This is a genomic window from Sulfurovum sp. UBA12169 (assembly GCA_002742845.1).
In the GTDB taxonomy this organism is placed as follows: Bacteria; Campylobacterota; Campylobacteria; order Campylobacterales; family Sulfurovaceae; genus Sulfurovum.
In genome coordinates this window covers 772034-791528 of record DLUH01000005.1, presented here as the reverse complement: position 1 = coordinate 791528, position 19495 = coordinate 772034, and the positions used below count along the sequence as shown (strand labels likewise).

The 19495-nt window shown below is 38.2% G+C and carries 19 protein-coding genes; 9 read left to right on the top strand and 10 right to left on the bottom strand.

What is annotated here, in order from left to right:
• Positions 1 to 145 precede the first annotated feature (145 nt).
• Both CFH81_09035 and trpS read left to right on the top strand, forming a co-directional pair.
• Positions 146 to 1528 (top strand): ribosome biogenesis GTPase Der, encoded by a 1383-nt coding sequence (locus tag CFH81_09035; GenBank protein ID DAB40330.1) that lies wholly within the window; start codon positions 146 to 148, stop codon positions 1526 to 1528.
• Between the two features lie 52 nt (positions 1529 to 1580).
• A complete protein-coding gene (gene trpS / locus CFH81_09030; GenBank protein DAB40329.1) occupies positions 1581 to 2543 on the top strand; it encodes a tryptophan--tRNA ligase in 963 nt (320 codons plus the stop codon).
• A 13-nt stretch (positions 2544 to 2556) separates the two neighbouring features.
• Here the strand turns inward: trpS and murI are convergent, their stop codons facing one another.
• The 3 genes from murI to CFH81_09015 form a co-directional block, all read right to left on the bottom strand.
• Positions 2557 to 3357 (bottom strand): glutamate racemase, encoded by an 801-nt coding sequence (gene murI / locus CFH81_09025; protein DAB40328.1) that lies wholly within the window; start codon positions 3355 to 3357, stop codon positions 2557 to 2559.
• A gap of 171 nt (positions 3358 to 3528) precedes the next feature.
• Positions 3529 to 4848 (bottom strand): transcription termination factor Rho, encoded by a 1320-nt coding sequence (rho, locus tag CFH81_09020; GenBank protein ID DAB40327.1) that lies wholly within the window; start codon positions 4846 to 4848, stop codon positions 3529 to 3531.
• Positions 4849 to 4947: 99 nt separating this feature from the next.
• Complete coding sequence (locus CFH81_09015; protein ID DAB40326.1) at positions 4948 to 5337, bottom strand: hypothetical protein; 390 nt, start codon at positions 5335 to 5337, stop codon at positions 4948 to 4950.
• Between the two features lie 60 nt (positions 5338 to 5397).
• On the opposite strand from CFH81_09015, the gene CFH81_09010 reads away from it, so the two are divergent.
• The 3 genes from CFH81_09010 (at position 5398) to CFH81_09000 (ending at position 8668) form a co-directional block, all read left to right on the top strand.
• Positions 5398 to 7812, top strand: coding sequence for a heavy metal translocating P-type ATPase (locus CFH81_09010; GenBank protein DAB40325.1), 2415 nt, complete (start codon positions 5398 to 5400; stop codon positions 7810 to 7812).
• Entirely contained in the window at positions 7812 to 8042 is a 231-nt protein-coding gene (gene ccoS, locus CFH81_09005; GenBank protein DAB40324.1) for a cbb3-type cytochrome oxidase assembly protein CcoS, read from the top strand. The genes CFH81_09010 and ccoS overlap by 1 nt, the downstream gene beginning before the upstream one ends.
• A gap of 68 nt (positions 8043 to 8110) precedes the next feature.
• Positions 8111 to 8668, top strand: a complete 558-nt coding sequence (locus tag CFH81_09000; GenBank protein DAB40323.1) for a hypothetical protein — start codon at positions 8111 to 8113, stop codon at positions 8666 to 8668.
• 127 nt (positions 8669 to 8795) lie between these two features.
• Here CFH81_09000 and CFH81_08995 read toward each other — a convergent pair whose 3' ends face one another.
• Positions 8796 to 10541, bottom strand: coding sequence for a hypothetical protein (locus tag CFH81_08995; GenBank protein DAB40322.1), 1746 nt, complete (start codon positions 10539 to 10541; stop codon positions 8796 to 8798).
• A gap of 23 nt (positions 10542 to 10564) precedes the next feature.
• Here CFH81_08995 and CFH81_08990 point away from each other — a divergent pair, with 23 nt between their 5' ends.
• A complete protein-coding gene (locus tag CFH81_08990) occupies positions 10565 to 11368 on the top strand; it encodes a hypothetical protein (GenBank protein DAB40321.1) in 804 nt (267 codons plus the stop codon).
• 22 nt (positions 11369 to 11390) lie between these two features.
• Here CFH81_08990 and CFH81_08985 read toward each other — a convergent pair whose 3' ends face one another.
• The 6 genes from CFH81_08985 to CFH81_08960 form a co-directional block, all read right to left on the bottom strand.
• Positions 11391 to 12437 (bottom strand): hypothetical protein, encoded by a 1047-nt coding sequence (locus tag CFH81_08985; GenBank protein DAB40320.1) that lies wholly within the window; start codon positions 12435 to 12437, stop codon positions 11391 to 11393.
• Positions 12438 to 12502: 65 nt separating this feature from the next.
• Entirely contained in the window at positions 12503 to 13504 is a 1002-nt protein-coding gene (locus tag CFH81_08980) for a lipopolysaccharide biosynthesis protein (protein DAB40319.1), read from the bottom strand.
• A gap of 8 nt (positions 13505 to 13512) precedes the next feature.
• A complete protein-coding gene (locus CFH81_08975) occupies positions 13513 to 14175 on the bottom strand; it encodes an acylhydrolase (GenBank protein ID DAB40318.1) in 663 nt (220 codons plus the stop codon).
• A gap of 18 nt (positions 14176 to 14193) precedes the next feature.
• Positions 14194 to 15279, bottom strand: a complete 1086-nt coding sequence (locus CFH81_08970) for a glycosyl transferase (GenBank protein DAB40317.1) — start codon at positions 15277 to 15279, stop codon at positions 14194 to 14196.
• On the bottom strand, positions 15276 to 16211 hold the full coding sequence (locus CFH81_08965) for a hypothetical protein (GenBank protein ID DAB40316.1): 936 nt from the start codon (positions 16209 to 16211) through the stop codon (positions 15276 to 15278). The genes CFH81_08970 and CFH81_08965 overlap by 4 nt, the downstream gene beginning before the upstream one ends.
• Positions 16172 to 17062 carry a hypothetical protein gene (locus tag CFH81_08960; protein ID DAB40315.1) on the bottom strand — a complete coding sequence of 297 codons (891 nt, stop codon included), beginning with the start codon at positions 17060 to 17062 and terminating at the stop codon, positions 16172 to 16174. The genes CFH81_08965 and CFH81_08960 overlap by 40 nt, the downstream gene beginning before the upstream one ends.
• A 130-nt stretch (positions 17063 to 17192) precedes the next feature.
• Here CFH81_08960 and hisH point away from each other — a divergent pair, with 130 nt between their 5' ends.
• From hisH to CFH81_08945, 3 genes are all read left to right on the top strand, one after another.
• Positions 17193 to 17804 (top strand): imidazole glycerol phosphate synthase subunit HisH, encoded by a 612-nt coding sequence (hisH, locus tag CFH81_08955; GenBank protein ID DAB40314.1) that lies wholly within the window; start codon positions 17193 to 17195, stop codon positions 17802 to 17804.
• A gap of 104 nt (positions 17805 to 17908) precedes the next feature.
• Positions 17909 to 18625 carry a 1-(5-phosphoribosyl)-5-[(5-phosphoribosylamino)methylideneamino]imidazole-4-carboxamide isomerase gene (gene hisA / locus CFH81_08950; protein DAB40313.1) on the top strand — a complete coding sequence of 239 codons (717 nt, stop codon included), beginning with the start codon at positions 17909 to 17911 and terminating at the stop codon, positions 18623 to 18625.
• Positions 18622 to 19437: a 50S ribosomal protein L11 methyltransferase gene (locus CFH81_08945; GenBank protein ID DAB40312.1), complete on the top strand. Its 816-nt coding sequence runs from the start codon at positions 18622 to 18624 to the stop codon at positions 19435 to 19437. Before hisA ends, CFH81_08945 begins: the two co-directional genes overlap by 4 nt.
• The last annotated feature ends 58 nt before the right edge of the window (positions 19438 to 19495 follow it).

Below are 19495 nucleotides of genomic sequence, written 5' to 3'. Positions count from 1 at the left end.
TCACCATAACCAATCTGTGCGAGAATGTACAAAAATGACAACATATTAGTCAGCGGAACGATCAAACCCTGGTTTAAAAAAGAAAATAATCAATATACGGTACTTATTACGCTATAATTATTATAATAATCAAGAAAGACAAAGTATGAAAAAAGTAGCCATTTTAGGACGTCCAAATGTAGGGAAAAGTTCTCTTTTCAACCGTTTGGCAAGACAAAGAGATGCCATCACCTCAGATATATCAGGCACTACGCGGGATGTAAAAAAACGTATTGTTACCATCTCAGGCAACCGTGATTTTGAAATCATGGACACAGGAGGGATAGACTATAGCTCTGAACTCTTTAGCAAAGTAGCCGAACTTTCTCTCAGGGCAGCAAAACAAGCTGATGTGATCATCTATATGGTGGACGGTAAAATATTGCCCGAGGAAGAAGACAGAGCACTTTTTTATCAACTCCAGGAACTAGGGAAGCCCCTTGCATTGATAGTCAACAAAATAGACAATGAAAAAGAAGAAGAGCGCTATTGGGAGTTTTTAGAGTTTGGTGCGGATGTCACTTTTCCTATTTCAGTGAGTCATAACCGTTATTTTAATGACTTCTATGCCTGGCTTGAAACCTATATCCCTGAGCGAAAAGAAAAAGAAGAGCTTGAACTTACCGAAGAGATTGATCCTTTTGAGGAGATCGTTCGCGATATTAACGACACCAAAGAAGAGATAGACAACCATATCAAGGTAGCCATTATAGGTCGTGTAAATACCGGAAAGAGTTCTTTGCTCAATGCGCTTTTGGGAGAAGAACGATCTGTCGTTTCTGATGTGGCGGGCACGACGATCGATCCTATAGACGAAACCATAGAGCATGACGATTATCAGATTACTTTTGTAGACACTGCGGGTATCCGACGACGGAGCAAAATCATCGGTATAGAAAAATATGCCCTGGGGCGTACGACGGCCATGCTTGAAGAAGCCAATCTTGTTTTACTTATGATTGATGCGACCGTAGGTGTGACAGAATTGGACGAGCGCGTAGCAGGACTCATAGAAAAACATCGTCTAGCTTGTCTTATCGTCATCAATAAATGGGATATCCGGGATGAAAAAACGTATGAAGATGCGGTCAATGACATCCGGGATGAACTTAAATTTTTACACTATGCGCCCCTTATAACCATCTCTGCAAAGACGGGTATGCGCGTGCATAAGATACTCGATCAGATCACTGCGATCTATAAGCGCTACACGCAGCGTATTCCGACTTCAAAACTCAATGAGGTCATACGTGAAGCCATAAACAGACACCATATCCCTTCCTATAACGGAGCGGTTGTCAAGATTAAATTTGCTACACAGTACGAGACCAAGCCGCCCAAAATCGCACTTATCAGCAATCGCCCGGATGGATTGCATTTTAGCTACAAACGGTATTTGGCAAATTTTCTTAGAAGCAAGTTTGATTTTGAGGGTGTACCGCTTGATATCGTTGCGAGAAAACGTGGCGAACGGATGGAAGACGAGTAAGCCATAACCTTTAATACGCTATAATATCTGAATTTTTTATGAGGATATATTGATGCGTGTACTTACAGGAATCCAAGCTTCCGGAAAACTTCACATAGGGAATTATTTCGGAGCGATGAAGCCTATGGTTGAACTCCAAGAGGAGCATGAGCTTTTTACGTTTATTGCCAACTACCACTCCCTAACCTCTTCCAAAGATGCCAAAACACTTAAACAAAATACCATCGAAGCGGCTGTGGATTATCTTTCTTTGGGCATTGATCCTCAAAAAACTACTTTCTGGGTGCAAAGCCATGTGCCGGAAGTACTGGAACTCTATTGGATACTTTCCAAATTTACCTCCATGGGATTGCTTGAGCGTGCGCATGGCTATAAAGACAAAATTGCCAAAGGCATTCCTGCAAGTCATGCACTTTTTTCTTACCCTGTACTGATGGCTGCAGATATTCTTTTGCTTGATACCCAAAAAGTGCCCGTAGGAAAAGACCAGATCCAGCATGTGGAGATGACAAGAGATATCGCCGTAAAATTCAACAATGAATACGGAGATCTTTTTATACTTCCTGAGCATCTTGTTCAGGAAGAAGTTGCAACAATTCCCGGGATAGACGGACAAAAGATGAGTAAAAGTTACGACAATGCTATCGATTTGTTTATGGAAGAGAAAGAGTTGCAAAAAAGATGCAACAAGATTATCAGTTCTTCAACTCCCCTGGGCGACCCTATCGAATATAAAGGGTGTCACATCTATGATTTGGCTGTACTTTTTTTAAATGATGCACAAAAACTGGAACTTCAAGAACGCTACAAAAGCGGCAAGGAGGGATACGGACATTTCAAAAAATACCTCAAAGAGTTGATCTGGGAAGAACTTGCGCATGCCAGAGAGAGAAGAGCTTACTATTTAACTCACATGGACGAAGTCAATGATATCCTGAACGAAGGTGCAAAAAAAGCCAGAGCCATTGCTTCGACAAAAATGGAAAAAGTCAGAGAAGCTGTAGGATTGATTTAAAAATTTTAGGCCTTTATTGCTTGCTTTCTATTTCGATTTTCTCAAGCGGTTCATGATGCTTGATGATTTGATCAATGATTTGCGTTTGTATCTCTCCCGTGGCGAAGAGAAATATTCGCAAAGGACCCGAATTGATATGCCCTTTGGCTTCGCTTTGGAAAAGCAAATGTTTTGCTATGGCGCCTCCGGTTTGTATAAGCTGTATTTTATGTTGCATAATCTCTTTGATCAACGATTCCACGAGAGGATAGTGTGTACATCCTAGAACGATGGTATCCACATGGTTTTTCAACATCGGTGTCAGCCATGCCGTTAACATCTCTCTGGTCTTTACACTTTGTGTTTCCCCTTTTTCTATCTGCTCCACCAACCCTGGACATGCCTGCTCAAAAAGTTTTATATCTTCATGGGCCTGAGCCGACAAAACAGAAACAAGCTGCTGATACTTCTCTCCTTTGAGTGTTGCAGGGGTAGCCAATACTCCGATATTTTTGGTTTTAGTGCATTGTATGGCAGGTTTAATTCCCGGTTCCGTTCCCAGAATGATCAATGAGGGATAATGTTCCCGCAACTGCTTAATAGCAGCTGAAGTTGCCGTGTTGCATGCCACGATCAAAGCATCAATCTGATGCTTCTCGATAAGATATTGCGCGATATCGAAGCTGTATTGCACGATTTGCTCAGGAGTTTTTTCTCCGTAAGGCGCATGCTTGGTGTCGGCCACATAATAGATTTCTGCGCCTTTAATAAGTGCGGCAATCGCTTTAACCACAGTCAAGCCGCCAAGTCCGGAGTCAAAAACACCTATTTTCATTTAAAACCCTTCTTCTTGGAGTGCAGCAAAGCCGCACTCCAATTCATCTCACTAAAGCTTCGGCTAGTGCCTCAGAACCCAAAACCCTTCTTCTTGGAGTGCAGCAAAGCCGCACTCCAATTCATCTCACTAAAGCTTCGGCTAGTGCCTCAGAATAAAACTGCTTAAAAATTAAGCGCCCTCATTCATCATAGAAAGAAATTCTTCGTTAGATTTTGTCTTCAGCATTTTAGAGAAAAGGAATTTTAACCCTTCGACCTCTTCCATGTTCTGCATTGCATTTCTCAGTGCCCAGACTTTCTGCAATGTTTCAGGATCTGTGAGCAATTCCTCTTTTCTGGTGCCGGACTTTGTGACATCAATCGCCGGGTAGATACGTCTTTCAGAAACATAGCGGCTCAAAACCACTTCAGAGTTTCCTGTACCTTTAAACTCTTCAAAAATAACCTCATCCATACGGCTTCCTGTATCGATAAGCGCGGTGGCAATAATGGTTAAACTGCCCCCCTCTTCAATATTTCTTGCAGCACCAAAGAATCGTTTTGGTTTATGCAGGGCATTGGCATCCACCCCTCCCGAAAGCACTTTCCCTGAACTCGGTGTTACTGTATTGTAGGCTCTGGCGAGTCTTGTAATGGAATCAAGCAAAATAACAACATCTTTGCCCATCTCTACGCGTCTTTTGGCTTTCTCTATCACCATTTCTGCTGTTCTAACATGATTTTGTGCAGGCAAATCAAACGTGGAACTGTATACTTCTCCCTTAACCGAACGCTGCATATCAGTCACCTCTTCGGGTCTTTCATCCACAAGCAGTACCATAAGCGATGCATCAGGATTGTTATAGGTAATACCGTGTGCCAGTTCTTTGAGCAGTTCCGTTTTACCCGTACGAGGCGGAGCTACCACCAAAGCTCTTTGTCCTTTTCCTATAGGAGTAAAAAGATCAAGTACGCGGCCCGTGAGTTTCATGGGGTTATATTCGAGTTTGAGTTTTTCATTGGCATAAAGCGGGGTGAGGTTATCAAAAAGCGGTCTTTGTTTGGATTTTTCAGGCGCAAGATAGTTAATCGCCTCTATTTTAAGAAGCGCATAATACTTCTCTTGATCTTTAGGCGGACGCACCTGGCCTGTGACGATATCTCCGTTTCTTAATGCAAAACGCTTCACTTGCGTACTGCTTACATACGTATCGTTGCTTGAGTTTGCAAAGTTTCCATCGATAGAACGAAGAAATCCATAGCCGTCATTCATAATTTCCAAAATGCCGGTAAACAGGATAAATCCGCCCTGGCTTACCTGTGATTTCAAAATTTCAAAAATAAGGTCTTTGCGTTGATACTCATTGGGGTTTTCAACTTCAATCTCTTTGGCAATGGTGATAAGTTCTGTAAGCGGTTTTTGCTGAAGATCCTCTATTTTGTAACCTTCAACCGGTATGTGCGTTCTATTTTTTTTAGTGGTGGTGTTTGATTTTTTTTGGTCGCTCATGGATCCTCTTGAGTTTGTGATATAAATGGAGATATACTCTAGTGAAACGATAACACTAAGTATGTAGTGAAAGTATTATAATCCTTTTAAGCTAAAAAGTCAACTTAATGCGTAAAAGAGTAAAAGAGGATAGACGGATGCTCCGATAAAGAAAAACCAAAGAGGTATTTTCCACTCCAGCATTGCCGCCATTTCTTTTGAAACTTTTTTTTGAATAAAAATCTGTTTTATCAGTTCAATTTTATAAAAAATATCAAACACCTTAAAAGCAATGATAGAAATCATGCCCGCATTGAGTATATTGCTATAAAGCGCCACAAATAGCACAAAATAAAATCCCGGATGCGCCAAGAAAAAAAGAAAAATACTTTTTTCATAATATCTGTAGAGATTTTGGAGTACTCCTCCTAGTGTATTTGCGCGCTGCAAAAATGCTTCAAGAAGCTCTAAGCCGATTAGAATAAAAGTCCATAATAATACTATTTCCATGCGGGATTTTACTCATATTTAGATAAAATAAGCCCCATTGATATTTTCTAAGGACCATACTTGGCACAAATCGCATGCGCACATTGCAATCTCAAATTTAATGAAGAGGTGATGATAGCAGAACAGCATCATGGGCAGACACTTCATTTTTGCTGCAAAGGATGCCAAGGAGTTTATCATCTTCTTCAAAATGAAGGACTTGACAGCTTTTACGAAAAACTTGGGGATACGGTGCTTCAGCCTGCAAAAAACCAAGCTAATGATGTGGAAAAATTTGATTTAGAAGGTTTTGCGAACAAATATATCACGACCCATGAGGACGGAATCAGGGAGATTAACCTCATCATTGAAGGCATCCACTGTTCTGCCTGTGTGTGGCTCAATGAAAAAGTACTGCACAGAACCGAAGGTGTTATTGAGGCAAACATTAACTACACCAACAACAAAGCCAAAATACTCTGGGATCCTCAGATCATCAAACTTTCGCAAATCATCCAAACCATTCGCTCTATCGGCTACAATGCCTATCCCTATGACCCCAAACTGCAAGAAGAACGTGCAATAAAAACACGCAAAGAGTATTATTCGCGCATTCTGGTGGGAGTGTTTAGCACGATGAATATTATGTGGATTGCCATAGCCCAGTATGCCGGATATTCTACAGGCATCAAGCAGGAGTTTAAAGATATTCTCAATTTTGCCGAATTCATTTTGGCAACACCTGTGCTTTTTTACAGCGGATGGATTTTTTTTCGCGGGGCTTATTACGGATACAAAAACAGAATGGTCAACATGGACACCCTGGTTGCCTCGGGGGCGCTTTTTGCATACATATATTCTATTTACGCGATGCTAACGCGGACCGGGGAAGTCTATTTTGATTCCGTGGCGATGATTATTACGTTTGTTTTGGTCGGAAAATATTTGGAAGTATTGAGCAAAAAGCAGGCTGTCGATACACTTGATACGCTCATGGGAAGCACACCGACGGAAGTCACTTTGATCAAAGAGGGCATCAAAAGCCTTGTAAGTATCGAAAATATTGTTACCGGAGACCTTATAGAACTCAAACCCGGAGAAAAAGTCGTTATAGACGGACTCATTGTATCCGGCCAAGGCTCCTTTGACGAGAGCTCCCTGACCGGAGAAAATGAACCTGTCTACAAAAAAGAAGGGGACGAAATCCTCAGCGGCTCGATCTGCCTGGACTCCGCATTGCGTTATGAGGCCACCAAAGATGCTTCTCATTCTTTGCTTCATTCTATCGTAAAGCTTCTAGAAGAATCTATTACCAAAAAACCAAAAATCGAACAGCTTGCCAATGAAATTTCAGGATATTTCTCCAGTGTCATTCTCTTGATTGCTCTTGCCACTTTTACAGGGTGGTATCTGTATGGCGGAAGTTTCGAACAAGCACTTATCATCAGCATTTCCGTCATTGTCATCGCTTGTCCTTGTGCTTTGGGCCTTGCAACACCCATGTCCACGCTTGTCGGTATCTCTATGGCTGCCAAAAGAGGTATCCTTTTCAAGGAAGCGACCTTTTTGGAAACCATGGCAAAAAGCAATCTTCTGGCACTTGATAAAACAGGCACTATCACTGAAGGCAAACCTTCGGTCATAAATGCCGAGATCCTTGAAGGGTTTAATCCTGATCTGCTCTATTCACTCGTACACACCTCCAATCACCCCATCAGCCAAGGCATCGTCAACTATCTTGAAAGCCATTACGAGATGCTTCACGAATTTCCCCTTGAAGAGATTAAGAGTATTGAAGCCAAAGGCATTGAGGCCGTTCATCAGGGTTCAAAGCTCAGGGGAGGAAACCTCAATTTTATGAATGAGGCACAAATAAAAGTAGCTTATGAGAGTATGTATTCTCTTTTTTTCTTCGCCATCGACGGCAAGCTTGTTGCACGATTTGAACTGAGCGATACGATCAGAGAAAATGCTGCCAAAGCCATTGCGCTTATCAAAGCAATGGGTATCAAGGTCGTCATGCTCACCGGAGACCACGAACAAAGCGCACACCATGTCGCCAACGCCGTAGGGATAGAAGAAGTCTATGCCAAACTTCTCCCTGCCGACAAGGCGAACCTTATTGATGGATTTCATCAACAAGGCCACATCATAGTCATGGCGGGAGACGGAATCAATGATACCCTTGCCCTTAGCAAGGCAGATATCGCCATAGCCATGGGAAGCGGAGCAGATATCGCTATCGGGGTCAGCGATGTTGTTTTGATGGATGAAAAACCCCAAAGTATTTATGAAGCCTACGCTATCTCTAACCGCACTTTCAGGGCAGTCAAAGAGAATCTTGCCTTCTCCTTGCTTTACAATACAGTGGCCGTACCGCTTGCTATACTTGGATTTGTCAATCCTCTTGTAGCGGCACTCTCTATGAGTTTAAGCTCTTTGGTTGTAGTAGGCAACTCGCTGCGTATCAAAATGATGAAATTAAAGGGGCTTTGATGTCTGAAAATATTATGATCTTAATGCTGAGTGTTTCTACATTTTTAGGGGCATTGGGTCTCATCGCACTGCTTTGGGGTGTTAAAACCGGTCAGTTTGACGACCAATCCAAATTTCTCGATGCGGCACGCTATGACAACGAAGAAGATCTGCGGGACGCAGCGATGATAGAAGAAAAAAAGAAAGCCCGCGAAAAACAAAAGAAAGAAAAAGGTATGCCGGCAGATTAAATCATTTATCGATTCAAAGCAATTCTGTGCTATCATTGAAATGAAAAAAATATGAAAAGGATTTATAGATGAAAAAATTATTATTGCCTTTGCTTTTAGTGGGTGGTTTATTACAGGCTGAAAATAGTATTGGAATAGATATCAATAACGAAGATTTTGAACTTTTTGGAACTGCAAATCTCAATGTGCTGGTTGATTATTCCAGCAGCACCACGTATATGATGCATGCAAGCTATCTCAACAGCGACGGAGACGGCCTTACCGCATTTGGCGTAAGCGGCGAAAACAGCCTCCAGGGAATAGAAGGCCTCACTCTGGGTCTGGGAGCTAAATTTGTTTTTGCAGATGATTTCATAGCATTTCCCTTGATGGCCAAAGCAGCCTACAGGCTTCCTTTCAACGACACCATTCCTCCGACATCACTGATGGCTAGTTTTGCCTACGCACCTTCTGTACTGACTTTCTCAGACGGAGACAGCTACTCGGAGTTTAGAACCGAAGCCGATATGGAAGTGATCTCAAAAATCCATGTGTTTGCAGGGTATAGAAACATAAAAACAGACTATGAAGATGTAGACAGAACCTTCAATAACAGCTTTTACGGCGGGATGAAGCTTAGCTTTTAGGCTAAGGTTTTGTCTTTTTCCTGCAAAGCCAAACAAAAAAATTTCAAGGTAATTAAATCTAAAAAGGAAATGTTCAATATATTGCATAAAAACATTGAATTTTATTTAATCTATTTATATAAACTTTCTAATTGTACAGTACTTCTATTTGCTCTTCTTTATTATCAATAATTCTTATTTTGCCATAACCAGAAAATCCTTCTAAATCAGCATTGAGAATATAAATCTCTCTATCCTCATCCATGTTTAAATCGACTTCATACCCTAGCAGTAATGTAATGTAATTTGAAAGATCATAATGACTTCTTATGTTTTTAAATATCTTTTCTGTTTCTTTGTTTTTACTGTTTGTATACATTATAAAGGGAATTTCATATACATTTTTTTCTAAATGTCCGTGCCCATTTTTACCATCCTCGCCTAATAATTCGCCATGATCTGAAACGTAAAATATAAAAATTTCTTGTAGTGTATTATTTTTTATATATTGTATTAAATCATAAAGTGTATAATCTGTATAAAATGCTGTATTTTCATAAGGGGTATATTTATTGAACTCAGCAGGATATTGCTTTTCATAAGGAGCATGCGATCCTCTCTGCTCCAAGACTATAAAATTGTTTTGGTTGAGAATATTTAATTTAGATAATATTTTTTTCAAATCTACATCATAGCCAGACGGAACAATATAATTTTTAAACATATCTCGAGAAAGCATTGTATCGATATATTTTGGACACATCGTATCTCTCATGTCTTCAAGGGCCTTATTGTCATGCGCCGAAACAAAATAGGTGCCAAAATGATTTTCTTTAGCCAATTTAAATATACAATTGTCTTCATTGTTAATTTGTTCCAATGAAGATGGGTATTGTAATCTATTCAACAATGTAGCTACAGATACTTTTGTCATCGTGCCGCCTGAATAAATTTTTTTAGCAAAGAAGTTAGGTTCAGTTTTTAATGACTGTAATTTTGGGGTTAATTTATTGTCGTATAAAGAAAACACATCATACCGAAGACTTTCTCCTATTATTAATATAATTGTTCTATTTGTGTCACTCATAACAAGTTTTGGCTTTTCTAAAATTTGAAATGTTTGAGTTTGAGAAAAAAATTTCTTGGGCATAATTCCTGCAATAAAATAATTCATACTTACAAAAAAATTTCTCGCAGAATGTCTATTGGTTATTGGGTAAATTAACTTACCATCTTTATGCCGAAACCCATCTTGTTTTATATTTGCAAAATAAAATAATTGACTTATTAGCAACAAAATACCTACCAATAAGATATGCAATCCATACTTATATTTGAAAACTTTTGAACCAAACTTTACATCTATAAAATAAATTAAAACAAAAGCAACCAAAACGATTGAAATTGGTACAAAAGCCATATTCCACATTGTATTTAGTGTTTCAAAAACTTCATGCGTATTTGTAAAGAATAAATAAAATTCTATAGCACCAATGTTTTTACCAAAATACTCATAATGCATATACTGAAAAAATGAAAATAATAATAAAATTGATATAATCGACAATCTGATTTTTGGTTTTGATATCATTGAGAGCATTAATATCAAAAAAAATACTTTATAACTTTCTCTTCGTGTTATATCAAATAAAAAAAATTCATTGCTAGTCGAATATAATTTATCCATTCCCAACAAAATCAAAGTAACCGCAGACGAATATATTAAGCTCATCAATAATGATTTTTTAAAACAAAAAAAACTTTTTTCTTTGTATTTTAAGCAGAGCATTGAGTATTTTCCTACGCCTTGATAGCATTCTTTTTTTGTCAGTAATAAAATCTTTTGATGTATAAAAAAATTAATTATGAGTATAATTATAGCACTGATTTGCATATTTTAGCGCACAAGGAAAGTTATTGATTAAAAAAATTGTTTTTTCTATTTTTCTAATACTTGTTATTTTTAAATTATTATTAGCGTCATTTCAACATATCTCTCAAAAAAAGAATATTGAGGATTTATTGGCACAAAAGCTTGACGGCCGGATGGTTCCACATGAAGTGAATAGTTTTACCAAACTTAATAGCATTTTAGAGAGTGGTATTCGATCGTTTGAACTTGATCTTTTTTTTCAAACAAAGGACAATAGCATATCTTGCTTTGAAATTGGACACGACAAGGAAGACCTTGGCGGAACAACGTTTGAAACCTATCTAAAAAAAATCAAACCTTACAAAATTAAAAAAATATGGATGGATGTTAAAAATGTATCCGATAAGAATATAGACCTAATCCTGAATCATTTAAATTATCTCGATGAACGTTATCATATTAAATCAATTATTATTTTTGAGAGTTCATTGCAAAGCGAAAAACTTAAAAAAATTAGCGATGCCGGGTTTCATACCTCTTACTATTTATTCAATAATCCTGTTGATCAAATGTTATCAACAAATAATAATAAGCTATTAAAAGAAGAGGCAAACCGCATTAAAATTCAAATTGCAAAACAACATTCTGAGGCAATTTCCTTTAACTCTTCTCTTTACCCTTTTATTAAAACCTACTTAGAGCCTATCATTCCAAAAGATATTGTCTATCATACATGGAAAAGTGTAGAATTTAAAGATAGAAATGCGATAAAAAGCATCAAAAAAAAGAAATATTTTTATGATAAACGTATGAAAACTATACTTTATTATTACTACAAAAAAGAATAGGAAGGTTGCTTGCTTTTTAATTTCAAAAGCATTTTAAAATAAAAGGACGAATTTTTTCAGCCAAATCATCAATGGGTGTTTTTTCTAGATATAAAAACAAAAAACTCTGTATATTCTGAGCAGCCAAATCATCTTGTATGGCAAAGCTTACAATTCTTTTTTTATCTCGTAAATCATCTAGAAATAATTTATATCTTTTTTGCTCTCTAATTCGTCTTGGATAAAGAGTAAATACAGGTTTTTTACAAAATAATGACTCTGTTATCATGGAACCACTTTCTTCAGTTACAAAAATAGCCGATGCGAGTTCAAGATAAACAGCAACAACCTTTTCTGGATTTTTAGAAAAATAAACACTATGCGCAATATGGTCATTATGCCTTGAAAACTGCTCATAAAGAAATATATCATTCTTTTTCCCGGTTCTTCTAGAAGTAGTAATGAGTCCTTTAGCACCATTTTTAAGTACTAATTTCATAAAATTTTTAACTAAATTCTCATAATCTTCTTTTGTGTATCTATATCCGGCGCCATCACCTCCAATCAACAAAACAAAATATTTTTGTTTTTTATTAATGCTTTTTTCTTCACAAAATTGTATGACATCTTTAGAAATATTATTTGTTCCAATTTTTGTTGGTGCACTCTCAAGCGTGATGCTATTTTTTAGATGAAGTTCCAAAGTACTAACAATAAGAGAAAAATGTTCGGGCTTAATCCCCCTCAAACTACTGCAAAAAATATTTTTTGCATTTAACATATTTGCTAGCCATATATTCATGAATGCGGTGTCTCCTCCTGTTGAAACAATCAAATGAATTTGTTGATTTGGCCTGTGATTATATTTATAAAAAAATGTCATAGTCCAATCATGAAGTAAAATCTTTTTAAAAAACCAATTGTTATTAAATATAAATTTTAAAATATGAGAAAAAAATTTTATCCTTAGGCTCACATTCATCTCAATAGTTTCAACTGCATAATTCTTCCGTATTCCCTCAATAACACCATCGCTAACCGTAACATGCCCCGGCTTGCTATCTGTAATTTTTAATATTTTAAGTACCATTTTCTTCTCTTTGTTTATAAAAATTATTTTATTTGCTTAAGTCATTGTCATAATTTTTATCATACTTATTTAAATTTCTTTTCATGTAAAACTTTTTGATATATGTTTAGATACTGCTCTATGATGTTTTGCAGTAAGAATTTTTTCTGCAATTTTTTTTTCAAATGCATAAAATCACTTTTATAAAGATCATAATTGAGATATACATCTTTAATCTTTTCGGCCACATCCCATCCATTAATTAAAAACTGACTATCTAAAATTTCGGTAGCACCGCTAACTCTAGTTGAGATAAACGAATTCGCATAAAAAAGTGCTTCAATCATCACCAAGCTAAAACCTTCACTATGTGAACTTAGTACAACCACATCAGAATTGTGCATCATTAATGGAATATCTTTTCGAAAGCCTAACAGTTTCACCTTTTCATTTAATCCAAAATCATCAATCAAACTCTGAAGTGAAATCTTCTCTTCTCCTTCACCAATAATTTGAAGCAAAAAATCAAATTCCAGCTTCGCACACTCTTTAATTAAAATATCAAAACCTTTAATTTTGTCAAGTCGTCCCACGGCAAGAATTGTAAATCTTTTATGCGTTATTTTCCCTTTTGGAATAGCTTGGAGCATCAGACCATTGTAAACAATTTTAACATGATCGCTTGCAATGCTTTTCGCCACATCCATAGAGACCGCTGTAACATATTTGATCTTATTAAAAATGTTTCCTTTTCTGGCATTATGTTTCGTTGCAATCTGTTTAAAAAACAATATTTGTGAAAGATGGTACATAATCTCTGTTGCTTTGGCGCCATGAGTATGCACAAGATCGGGTTTAATTTTTTTAAGCAGCAAGAAAAGTTCAAAATACAATAAAGGATTAAATCTACTAGAATAAGAAGACAATAGATGGATTTGCACACGATTATCCAAAGTTGATAAAACATCACTATCTTTAAACACAATCACATGAAGCTTAACGTGAGCACTGAGGGCAAGGCATAAATCTGAAAAGATACTCTCTAGTCCTCCTCGTCCCTTTGATGCTAAAAATTGCACAACTGTCATATATTCGCCTATTGTAAACTTATTGTGTCTACATAAACTGTTAAAATGTTGTCAGTTATTAATTTAATTCCTTCAGCATTCATATGTGTTTCATCCAAATAAAACTTTTTCTGACCCTCAAAATCATAATATGTATTTACTTTAAAAACATTTTGATACTTCAAGCTTAATATCTTCATTATTTCATTGTATTTTTGTATTTCATTGTTTCTAAAGGTTTCTTGATTTGGAATTGTATCAATTAAAAAAATTTTACGCCCTATTGCTTTCTCAATAACATATTCGATATTCTTTTTGTATTCATCCAAATCAACAACATTTTTAACGCCAAGCAATTCATTTAAACCTAATTTTTTACAGATTTTTTTATATTTTTTTACTAATTTTCTAAAAAATTTTCTGGCTGTCGTATCTGGATAGTACAACACATAGGGAGAATATTTAAACGTTTTCCACGAATCAACCAAGCCATATTGTATTAAAATTATCTCTGTATCTTTCGTAAAATTGTTATTAAAAAAATGTATCATTTCCCTTGTGGTAGACATTGTATACCCACAATTTTTTACGTTTTTTCCAATCTTTTTTGCAAACAATTCTGGATAGGATTGAGCATACAAATCACCTACACCCGCTGTGTTGCAATCACCCAATGCTAATATTTCAGCCATATCGTACCTTTTTAATCATCACAACTTATCCTTATAAACCGCTAACGTCTTCTCTACCATCTGCTTTAGAGAAAAAAATTTAGAAACATAATCATATCCGTCAAACTTCAGAGTACGGCACGCCATGATCTTTTCTGCCAACCCATAAGCATCTCCCACAGGATAAAAAAAGCCGTTTCCTCCCTCGATAATGATATCCAAAACCCCGCCGTGAGCAGTAGCAACAACGGGCGTATTGAGCGCCAAGGCTTCGGCAACACTTCTGCCGAAACTTTCGGGCTTTTTGGAACTACTCACGACCACATCGCTCAAGGTATAAATCTCTGCTACCTTATCCTGGGATCCGGTAAAAATGATATTTTCATCCGCTCCCAATTGGCCAACCAATTTTTTAAGCCCATCAAAATAACCTTGTTTGTCTTCATGCGCACCACCAACGATCAAGCCTGCTATCGTGGGGTTTTCGTGCTTTAAAAGTGCAATCGCGCGAATAAACGTTTGGTGGTCCTTGAGCTGTGTAATCCGCCCTACTACTGATACAACAAATCTCCCTTCTAGCCCATACTGCTTAGAAAACTGTTTGATAAAATCTTTATCAATATTTTCCGGATTAAATTTGACCAGATCTATACCTCTTGAAATTATCGTGATCTTTTCATCAGCCGTATGATAATGCTCTTGGACATAAGACTTGATAGCTCCGCTCACGCAAATCACATGATCGCCCATCGTCATGATCTTGCTGTAAAAATTTACACTATTAAAACCATGTACGGTACTCACAACTTTAAACTTTAATGATCTATTTGCAAAATATACAAGCCAGGCGGGAACTCTGCTTCGTACATGGATGATATCCGGATTTATCTTTTTAAGTATCTTTCTTAACCTAAACACTCTTAAGGGAACGGTAAATATATTTTTACTGCATATATCATGTTGTATATGTTTGCCGCCATCTTTTAAAATTTGATCTACTAAGATACCGCCGTTGCTTATAACAATATTTTCAATACCTTTTTTAATAAACTCCCTGTTTAAATCAACAACGCCCCGTTCCACTCCGCCTTCGTTGAGTTCGGGCAGCAACTGTACGATTCTCATAATTTAGCCTCCTTGGCGTAACGGCAAAAATCTATTTTTTTGCTGCACGGCTTAAATGTCCCGTCAAAGATATGCACATAGCCTTGTTTTTGCAATGATTTGATAAACCGCGTAAACTTGTTTTCTTTTTTGCTCTCCAAAGGCAAGATCATGACATTTGCTTTGCCTGCACAGAGAGCTTCTGAAACCATCGAAGTGCTATCGGATGTGATACATACCGTTTCGCACCGGCTGATAAAATCCGGTATCGGGTTTACAGGATTTTCTGAATAAATCACCGTATAATCAAAGCCGCTGCTTTTGATCAGCGCATCAATTTCCTTTGATGTCCTCGGCGAAGTCGTAACGGCAATCTCATACCCTTTGAAATGCTGCTTGATCCAGCTTAGCTGCAGCTTGAGCTTTTCTTTGGAAAATGTGAAATACTTATTGTCGCCCCCGATCACAATGCCGATAGATGGCCTTTTTGCCCTATAAATCCCTCCAGGCTCCACATAGGCAAAATTTGCAGGAATTTGAACAATATTGTCTTTAAAAGGCGGCGCATCATGATGCTGTGCAAAAATCACATCAAAATCATATCGGTACCCTTTTGGCAGCATCATCGCTATGGATTTAGCATGCAGCTTTTTCGAAATAGTCTTATTGAGATAATAGGTACTTGAACCTGCCGAAACAACAGCATCATAGTCAGATTCCGGTATTTTATACTCATCATAGATATGCTGGGTATATACATGGCATGCATCCAAAATCATCGAAAGCAATTTTGCCGCTTTTGACTTAAACGCAACTTGGACAATATCATACGTTGCTCCTGCATATTTTGCCAAAGCCACCGACTGGCTGACATGCCCTGCCCTGCCGTCACTGAGTATCAATACTTTTTTTATCAAAACACCACTCTCCAGCGGTTGTGCATCCAAAACCATTGGGACGGATACTGCCTAATAACAGACTCCATAACTTCATTATATTTGGCAGTCATTTTTTCTATCTTTTTTTCTTCTTCTTGTTCTTCCTGAGCATTGTATTCCACAGGCTCTTGCATGATAATTCTATATTTTCCGTTTGCAACTCTCGCTGCAAAAAAAGGAATGATCTTGGGATCTAATTTTTGCTTGAGCGTCGCAAGAGAGGTGATGGTTTGAGCCGGCTTGCCCATAAAATCCACTTCGACAGCATTAGGGCCTCCCGCTTTTTGATCAATCAAAATACCCACATTCCCCCCGCTTTTTAATCTTTTTACCATAGACAGTATCGCTTTCTTTTTGGTTGTTGTATCATTGCCGTATCGTTTGCGAAACGGCTGGGTAATATTATTTTCGATCAGTTTATTATTCCCCTCCCGTCCGACCACCAGCATCGGCAAACCGTGTTTTGCCAAAAAATGTGCCAAAAGCTCCCAGTTGGAAAAATGTGCTGTCATAGCTATGATGCCTCGAGGGCTGTCTTGTATCGCCCTTTGGAGCTTCTCTATCGCTTCATCTTTATTTACGACTGCTTCGTCTATATCAAATCTGTCTGCAAACATCAATAGAATTTCGGCAATGGTCTTTGAAAGCTCACTATATACTTCCTTAGATACTCTTTCTATCTCTTTCTCTTCTTTTTCAGGAAATGCCAATGCAAGATTGTTGAGAGTCAAAAGACGTCTTTTTGCGTCTGTATGATAAACCAAGAGCGTCAGCCAATACATCAAACCATAAACAAACGATTTTGGTAAAACTTTTGCAAACCATAAAAGTAATTTTACTGCCTGATACTCAATCTTCTCTCTCATGTTCACCTTATTTTGATGATAAATTAAAGTTTATTTTACCCAAATAGGCTAAAGGACGTCCATAGTGGACGACACCTTTCAATTTAATTTGCTATAATCACAACACTTTATATACATTAGGAGTTTTATCGTGATTGGAATTGTTGATTACAAGATGGGCAATCTTGCTTCTGTCATCAATGCGTTTGCCAACGTAGGTGCTGCCGTCACGTTAGAAAGCGATCCCGGCAAATTGGATCAGTACGATAAACTTATCTTGCCCGGCGTAGGTGCTTTTGGTGATGCTATGAAGCACCTCAAATCCAACGGCATGGATGAAGCGGTCAAACGCTTTGCGCACAGCGGCAAACCCCTTCTTGGTATCTGCCTGGGGATGCAGTTGCTTTTTGAGAGCAGCGAGGAGTTTGGGTCGCATGAAGGGCTTGGGCTCATACCGGGAAAAGTAGCAGCATTTGATGAAAGCCGGTTTGACCATCCCCGAAAAGTGCCGCATATGGGATGGAATGAGCTGTTCAAACAAAAAGAAACGCCGCTTTTCAAAGGATTGCCGGATGCGTTTTATCTTTACTTTGTACACTCTTATCATGTCCAATGTGACGATGCCTATGCTGTAGGAAAAACTCATTACGGATATGCGTTTGTGAGCGCTGTACAAAACGGTAATATCTTTGGCATACAGCCGCACCCAGAAAAAAGCCATGAAAATGGACTTAAAATCATAGAAAATTTTGTAAAACTATAAAGGGAAAATATGCAACATCAAACAAAAGCATTGCAAAGCAATGCATACCAAAACGCTTCGCTCTTCACGCTTTGCTCTTCACGTCATTTGACACGAGGTGTCAAATGACCATACTTCCGGCCATAGACCTTAAAGACGGTAAAGCCGTAAGACTAAGCAAAGGCTTAATGGATTCAGCAAAAATATACTCTGATGAGCCCTGGCAAGTAGCTAAAAAATTTGAAGAACTGGGCAGCCAGTGGGTACACCTTGTTGACCTCAACGGTGCTTTTGCGGGTGAGCCCAAAAATCTTGAACAGATTAAAAAGATCCGTCAAAACTGCAGCCTAAAACTGGAGCTCGGCGGAGGTATTCGCGATGAAAAAACGATTAAAATGTACCTTGATTTGGGCGTCGATCGACTGATTTTGGGTTCGGTAGCCGTCAAAAATCCGCAGTTTGTCAAAGAAATGGCCGCCAAATATCCTATCGTCGTAGGCATTGATGCGATTGACGGCATGGTAGCGGTGGAAGGCTGGGCAGAAGTGAGCACCATGAAGGCTACCGATTTGGCCAAAGAGTTCGCTCATGCCGGAGTAGAGGCAATTATCTGCACCGATGTCGGCAGAGACGGGATGCTAAGCGGTGTCAATGTTGATTTTACTTTGGAGATCGCCAAAGCTTCAGGCGTGGAGACGATTGCTAGCGGCGGGCTCAAAGATATCGAAGATATCAAACGACTCATCAAAGCGGGCGTGCATGGAACTATTGTCGGCAAAGCCTTTTATGAGGGCACGCTTGATCTTACAGAAGCATTTCGCTTAACAAGGAACGTACAATGAACGATACCTATAACGAACTTACCGTTACGCTTGATGATCAGTTTGTGGATTTTATTGCTGATTTTGTCGCAAACATTTATGATGACGGTCTTGAGCTGGACAAAGGCAAAATAATCGTACGCAGCGAAAATGATTTAACTTTCGTTAAAGATGCTTTAGTATCATTCGCGGCGACATTGGGTGATACTATTGCGATGGAGTTTACCCTTGAAGTAAAAGAAAACAAAGACTGGATTAAAGCTTATCAAGACTCTATTGAACCCATAGAAGCGGGGAAGTTTTATATTTTTCCAAGCTGGTATGAGCCCAAACCAGACAAAATCAATATCAAGATAGATCCTGCTTTAGCATTTGGATCGGGACATCATGCGACCACATTTTCTTGCCTGGAAGTGATTAGCGAGTATGTCTCCAAAGGACAGCATGTCATCGACGTGGGATGCGGTTCGGGGATACTGGGATTGGCCTGTAAAAAACTCGGCGCCAACGTCGAACTGTGCGACACAGATCCCCTTAGTGTAGACAGCTGCAAGGAGAACTTTAAGCTCAACGAAGAAACATACGACAAAGTGTGGGAAGGTTCTATCGATAAGGCGATAGGTGTTTATGATATCGTTATTGCCAATATCATCGCAGATGTGTTAAGATTTATAGCAAAAGATCTTAAATCTGCCGCAAAAGAAGGCGGCTATTTGATACTTTCAGGTATTTTGGATAAAAAGGAGGATTTAGTGTCTGAATCTTTCAAAGAGTTTACACAAGTTAAAAGAATATTAAAAGATGAGTGGGTCACACTTGTCTATCAAAAATAACCGGTCGCATGGGTGTGCTGCCTGCCGGGCAGTCAACAGGGCAAAACCCTGCATGTGT

Coding starts and splice junctions, on each gene's coding strand:
- CFH81_08970 (DAB40317.1), bottom strand. CDS start 15,279: ATGAGAATCGTACAGTTGCTGCCCGAACTCAACGAAGGCGGAGTGGAA.
- CFH81_09000 (DAB40323.1), top strand. CDS start 8,111: ATGAAAAAATTATTATTGCCTTTGCTTTTAGTGGGTGGTTTATTACAG.
- CFH81_08975 (DAB40318.1), bottom strand. CDS start 14,175: ATGGCTGAAATATTAGCATTGGGTGATTGCAACACAGCGGGTGTAGGT.
- hisA (DAB40313.1), top strand. CDS start 17,909: ATGACCATACTTCCGGCCATAGACCTTAAAGACGGTAAAGCCGTAAGA.
- CFH81_08980 (DAB40319.1), bottom strand. CDS start 13,504: ATGACAGTTGTGCAATTTTTAGCATCAAAGGGACGAGGAGGACTAGAG.
- ccoS (DAB40324.1), top strand. CDS start 7,812: ATGTCTGAAAATATTATGATCTTAATGCTGAGTGTTTCTACATTTTTA.
- CFH81_08985 (DAB40320.1), bottom strand. CDS start 12,437: ATGGTACTTAAAATATTAAAAATTACAGATAGCAAGCCGGGGCATGTT.
- rho (DAB40327.1), bottom strand. CDS start 4,848: ATGAGCGACCAAAAAAAATCAAACACCACCACTAAAAAAAATAGAACG.
- CFH81_08960 (DAB40315.1), bottom strand. CDS start 17,062: ATGAGAGAGAAGATTGAGTATCAGGCAGTAAAATTACTTTTATGGTTT.
- CFH81_08995 (DAB40322.1), bottom strand. CDS start 10,541: ATGCAAATCAGTGCTATAATTATACTCATAATTAATTTTTTTATACAT.
- CFH81_09035 (DAB40330.1), top strand. CDS start 146: ATGAAAAAAGTAGCCATTTTAGGACGTCCAAATGTAGGGAAAAGTTCT.
- trpS (DAB40329.1), top strand. CDS start 1,581: ATGCGTGTACTTACAGGAATCCAAGCTTCCGGAAAACTTCACATAGGG.
- CFH81_08965 (DAB40316.1), bottom strand. CDS start 16,211: ATGGTTTTGGATGCACAACCGCTGGAGAGTGGTGTTTTGATAAAAAAA.
- CFH81_09015 (DAB40326.1), bottom strand. CDS start 5,337: ATGGAAATAGTATTATTATGGACTTTTATTCTAATCGGCTTAGAGCTT.
- CFH81_08945 (DAB40312.1), top strand. CDS start 18,622: ATGAACGATACCTATAACGAACTTACCGTTACGCTTGATGATCAGTTT.
- murI (DAB40328.1), bottom strand. CDS start 3,357: ATGAAAATAGGTGTTTTTGACTCCGGACTTGGCGGCTTGACTGTGGTT.